General features: G+C 51.8%; 6 tRNA genes and 4 rRNA genes (2 of these 10 only partly in view). All 10 read left to right on the plus strand.

The window, feature by feature from the left end:
* Positions 1 to 56 (plus strand): 23S ribosomal RNA (locus M1M80_RS00940); it begins 2,872 nt to the left of the window's first position.
* Between the two features lie 54 nt (positions 57 to 110).
* Positions 111 to 226: ribosomal RNA gene (rrf, locus tag M1M80_RS00945) — 5S ribosomal RNA — on the plus strand.
* A 44-nt stretch (positions 227 to 270) separates the two neighbouring features.
* Positions 271 to 345 (plus strand) — tRNA-Asn (locus M1M80_RS00950).
* A 2-nt stretch (positions 346 to 347) separates the two neighbouring features.
* Positions 348 to 420 (plus strand) — tRNA-Thr (locus M1M80_RS00955).
* A 64-nt stretch (positions 421 to 484) separates the two neighbouring features.
* Positions 485 to 559, plus strand: a tRNA-Gly gene (locus M1M80_RS00960).
* 33 nt (positions 560 to 592) lie between these two features.
* Positions 593 to 669: transfer RNA gene (locus M1M80_RS00965), tRNA-Arg, on the plus strand.
* A 27-nt stretch (positions 670 to 696) separates the two neighbouring features.
* A tRNA-Pro gene (locus M1M80_RS00970) sits at positions 697 to 773 on the plus strand.
* Between the two features lie 7 nt (positions 774 to 780).
* Positions 781 to 856, plus strand: a tRNA-Ala gene (locus M1M80_RS00975).
* Between the two features lie 171 nt (positions 857 to 1,027).
* Positions 1,028 to 2,577, plus strand: a 16S ribosomal RNA gene (locus M1M80_RS00980).
* 169 nt (positions 2,578 to 2,746) lie between these two features.
* Positions 2,747 to 5,000: ribosomal RNA gene (locus tag M1M80_RS00985) — 23S ribosomal RNA — on the plus strand; it runs 674 nt beyond the window's last position.
* Together the 16S, 23S and 5S rRNA genes with 6 tRNA genes alongside form the textbook arrangement of a ribosomal RNA operon.

Genomic DNA, 5,000 nt, shown 5'->3' on the forward strand with positions numbered 1-5,000 from the left:
GGAAGTGTGGCGACACATGGAGCTGACAGATACTAATCGATCGAGGACTTAACCACATTTTGAATGATGTCACACCTGTTATCTAGTTTTGAGAGAACACTCTCAATTTGTTTGGTGGCGATAGCGAAGAGGTCACACCCGTTCCCATACCGAACACGGAAGTTAAGCTCTTCAGCGCCGATGGTAGTCGGGGGTTTCCCCCTGTGAGAGTAGGACGCCGCCAAGCAGTTTTATTATTTCTACCATGTTTGTTTATGAAGCTTATATTATTCCGCAGTAGCTCAGTGGTAGAGCTATCGGCTGTTAACCGATCGGTCGTAGGTTCGAATCCTACCTGCGGAGCCATTGCTTCCATAGCTCAGCAGGTAGAGCACTTCCATGGTAAGGAAGAGGTCAGCGGTTCGAGCCCGCTTGGAAGCTTTACTAAATGTATTTATCTTACCAAGGTTTCTCAAAAAGGAGAAAGCTTTTTTTATTGCGATATGCGGAAGTAGTTCAGTGGTAGAACACCACCTTGCCAAGGTGGGGGTCGCGGGTTCGAATCCCGTCTTCCGCTCCATTTTTATCCCAACGGGATATTCTAAAATTGATTGCGCCCGTAGCTCAATTGGATAGAGCGTTTGACTACGGATCAAAAGGTTAGGGGTTCGACTCCTCTCGGGCGCGCCATTATTTTTAATAGAATAGATAGGGAATCGGGAAGTAGCTCAGCTTGGTAGAGCACATGGTTTGGGACCATGGGGTCGCAGGTTCGAATCCTGTCTTCCCGACCATTTTAATGGGGCCTTAGCTCAGCTGGGAGAGCGCCTGCTTTGCACGCAGGAGGTCAGCGGTTCGATCCCGCTAGGCTCCACCAAAAGTTTTAAAAAAGTTGTTGACTTTGAAGAAGCAGCGTTGTATACTAATAAAGTTGCTTTAACAAAGCGAACAAACGAAATGATCTTTGAAAACTAAACAAGACAAAACGTACCTGTTAATTCATTTTTAAATAAATCGCACAGCGATGTGCGTAGTCAGTCAAACTACTTTATCGGAGAGTTTGATCCTGGCTCAGGACGAACGCTGGCGGCGTGCCTAATACATGCAAGTCGAGCGGACAGATGGGAGCTTGCTCCCTGATGTTAGCGGCGGACGGGTGAGTAACACGTGGGTAACCTGCCTGTAAGACTGGGATAACTCCGGGAAACCGGGGCTAATACCGGATGCTTGTTTGAACCGCATGGTTCAAACATAAAAGGTGGCTTCGGCTACCACTTACAGATGGACCCGCGGCGCATTAGCTAGTTGGTGAGGTAACGGCTCACCAAGGCAACGATGCGTAGCCGACCTGAGAGGGTGATCGGCCACACTGGGACTGAGACACGGCCCAGACTCCTACGGGAGGCAGCAGTAGGGAATCTTCCGCAATGGACGAAAGTCTGACGGAGCAACGCCGCGTGAGTGATGAAGGTTTTCGGATCGTAAAGCTCTGTTGTTAGGGAAGAACAAGTACCGTTCGAATAGGGCGGTACCTTGACGGTACCTAACCAGAAAGCCACGGCTAACTACGTGCCAGCAGCCGCGGTAATACGTAGGTGGCAAGCGTTGTCCGGAATTATTGGGCGTAAAGGGCTCGCAGGCGGTTTCTTAAGTCTGATGTGAAAGCCCCCGGCTCAACCGGGGAGGGTCATTGGAAACTGGGGAACTTGAGTGCAGAAGAGGAGAGTGGAATTCCACGTGTAGCGGTGAAATGCGTAGAGATGTGGAGGAACACCAGTGGCGAAGGCGACTCTCTGGTCTGTAACTGACGCTGAGGAGCGAAAGCGTGGGGAGCGAACAGGATTAGATACCCTGGTAGTCCACGCCGTAAACGATGAGTGCTAAGTGTTAGGGGGTTTCCGCCCCTTAGTGCTGCAGCTAACGCATTAAGCACTCCGCCTGGGGAGTACGGTCGCAAGACTGAAACTCAAAGGAATTGACGGGGGCCCGCACAAGCGGTGGAGCATGTGGTTTAATTCGAAGCAACGCGAAGAACCTTACCAGGTCTTGACATCCTCTGACAATCCTAGAGATAGGACGTCCCCTTCGGGGGCAGAGTGACAGGTGGTGCATGGTTGTCGTCAGCTCGTGTCGTGAGATGTTGGGTTAAGTCCCGCAACGAGCGCAACCCTTGATCTTAGTTGCCAGCATTCAGTTGGGCACTCTAAGGTGACTGCCGGTGACAAACCGGAGGAAGGTGGGGATGACGTCAAATCATCATGCCCCTTATGACCTGGGCTACACACGTGCTACAATGGACAGAACAAAGGGCAGCGAAACCGCGAGGTTAAGCCAATCCCACAAATCTGTTCTCAGTTCGGATCGCAGTCTGCAACTCGACTGCGTGAAGCTGGAATCGCTAGTAATCGCGGATCAGCATGCCGCGGTGAATACGTTCCCGGGCCTTGTACACACCGCCCGTCACACCACGAGAGTTTGTAACACCCGAAGTCGGTGAGGTAACCTTTTAGGAGCCAGCCGCCGAAGGTGGGACAGATGATTGGGGTGAAGTCGTAACAAGGTAGCCGTATCGGAAGGTGCGGCTGGATCACCTCCTTTCTAAGGATATTTACGGAATATAAGACCTTGGGTCTTATAAACAGAACGTTCCCTGTCTTGTTTAGTTTTGAAGGATCATTCCTTCGAAACGTGTTCTTTGAAAACTAGATAACAGTAGACATCACATTCAATTAGTAAGACAAGATATCACGTAGTGATTCTTTTTAACGGTTAAGTTAGAAAGGGCGCACGGTGGATGCCTTGGCACTAGGAGCCGATGAAGGACGGGACGAACACCGATATGCTTCGGGGAGCTGTAAGCAAGCTTTGATCCGGAGATTTCCGAATGGGGAAACCCACCACTCGTAATGGAGTGGTATCCATATCTGAATTCATAGGATATGAGAAGGCAGACCCGGGGAACTGAAACATCTAAGTACCCGGAGGAAGAGAAAGCAAATGCGATTCCCTGAGTAGCGGCGAGCGAAACGGGATTAGCCCAAACCAAGAGGCTTGCCTCTTGGGGTTGTAGGACACTCTGTACGGAGTTACAAAAGAACGAGGTAGATGAAGAGGTCTGGAAAGGCCCGCCATAGGAGGTAACAGCCCTGTAGTCAAAACTTCGTTCTCTCCTGAGTGGATCCTGAGTACGGCGGAACACGTGAAATTCCGTCGGAATCCGGGAGGACCATCTCCCAAGGCTAAATACTCCCTAGTGACCGATAGTGAACCAGTACCGTGAGGGAAAGGTGAAAAGCACCCCGGAAGGGGAGTGAAAGAGATCCTGAAACCGTGTGCCTACAAGTAGTCAGAGCCCGTTAACGGGTGATGGCGTGCCTTTTGTAGAATGAACCGGCGAGTTACGATCCCGTGCAAGGTTAAGCAGAAGATGCGGAGCCGCAGCGAAAGCGAGTCTGAATAGGGCGCATGAGTACGTGGTCGTAGACCCGAAACCAGGTGATCTACCCATGTCCAGGGTGAAGTTCAGGTAACACTGAATGGAGGCCCGAACCCACGCACGTTGAAAAGTGCGGGGATGAGGTGTGGGTAGGGGTGAAATGCCAATCGAACCTGGAGATAGCTGGTTCTCTCCGAAATAGCTTTAGGGCTAGCCTCAAGGTAAGAGTCTTGGAGGTAGAGCACTGATTGGACTAGGGGCCCCTACCGGGTTACCGAATTCAGTCAAACTCCGAATGCCAATGACTTATCCTTGGGAGTCAGACTGCGAGTGATAAGATCCGTAGTCGAAAGGGAAACAGCCCAGACCGCCAGCTAAGGTCCCAAAGTATACGTTAAGTGGAAAAGGATGTGGAGTTGCTTAGACAACCAGGATGTTGGCTTAGAAGCAGCCACCATTTAAAGAGTGCGTAATAGCTCACTGGTCGAGTGACTCTGCGCCGAAAATGTACCGGGGCTAAACGTATCACCGAAGCTGCGGACTGTTCTTCGAACAGTGGTAGGAGAGCGTTCTAAGGGCTGTGAAGCCAGACCGGAAGGACTGGTGGAGCGCTTAGAAGTGAGAATGCCGGTATGAGTAGCGAAAGAGGGGTGAGAATCCCCTCCACCGAATGCCTAAGGTTTCCTGAGGAAGGCTCGTCCGCTCAGGGTTAGTCGGGACCTAAGCCGAGGCCGAAAGGCGTAGGCGATGGACAACAGGTTGATATTCCTGTACCACCTCCTCACCATTTGAGCAATGGGGGGACGCAGGAGGATAGGGTAAGCGCGGTATTGGATATCCGCGTCCAAGCAGTTAGGCTGGGAAATAGGCAAATCCGTTTCCCATAAGGCTGAGCTGTGATGGCGAGCGAAATATAGTAGCGAAGTTCCTGATTCCACACTGCCAAGAAAAGCCTCTAGCGAGGTGAGAGGTGCCCGTACCGCAAACCGACACAGGTAGGCGAGGAGAGAATCCTAAGGTGATCGAGAGAACTCTCGTTAAGGAACTCGGCAAAATGACCCCGTAACTTCGGGAGAAGGGGTGCTCTGTTAGGGTGCAAGCCCGAGAGAGCCGCAGTGAATAGGCCCAGGCGACTGTTTAGCAAAAACACAGGTCTCTGCGAAGCCGTAAGGCGAAGTATAGGGGCTGACGCCTGCCCGGTGCTGGAAGGTTAAGAGGAGCGCTTAGCGTAAGCGAAGGTGCGAATTGAAGCCCCAGTAAACGGCGGCCGTAACTATAACGGTCCTAAGGTAGCGAAATTCCTTGTCGGGTAAGTTCCGACCCGCACGAAAGGCGCAACGATCTGGGCACTGTCTCAACGAGAGACTCGGTGAAATTATAGTACCTGTGAAGATGCAGGTTACCCGCGACAGGACGGAAAGACCCCGTGGAGCTTTACTGCAGCCTGATATTGAATGTTGGTACAGCTTGTACAGGATAGGTAGGAGCCTTGGAAACCGGAGCGCCAGCTTCGGTGGAGGCATCGGTGGGATACTACCCTGGCTGTATTGACCTTCTAACCCGCCGCCCTTATCGGGCGGGGAGA

Origin of the sequence: Bacillus inaquosorum, assembly GCF_023238325.1 — a bacterium.
In the GTDB taxonomy this organism is placed as follows: domain Bacteria; phylum Bacillota; class Bacilli; order Bacillales; family Bacillaceae; genus Bacillus; species Bacillus inaquosorum.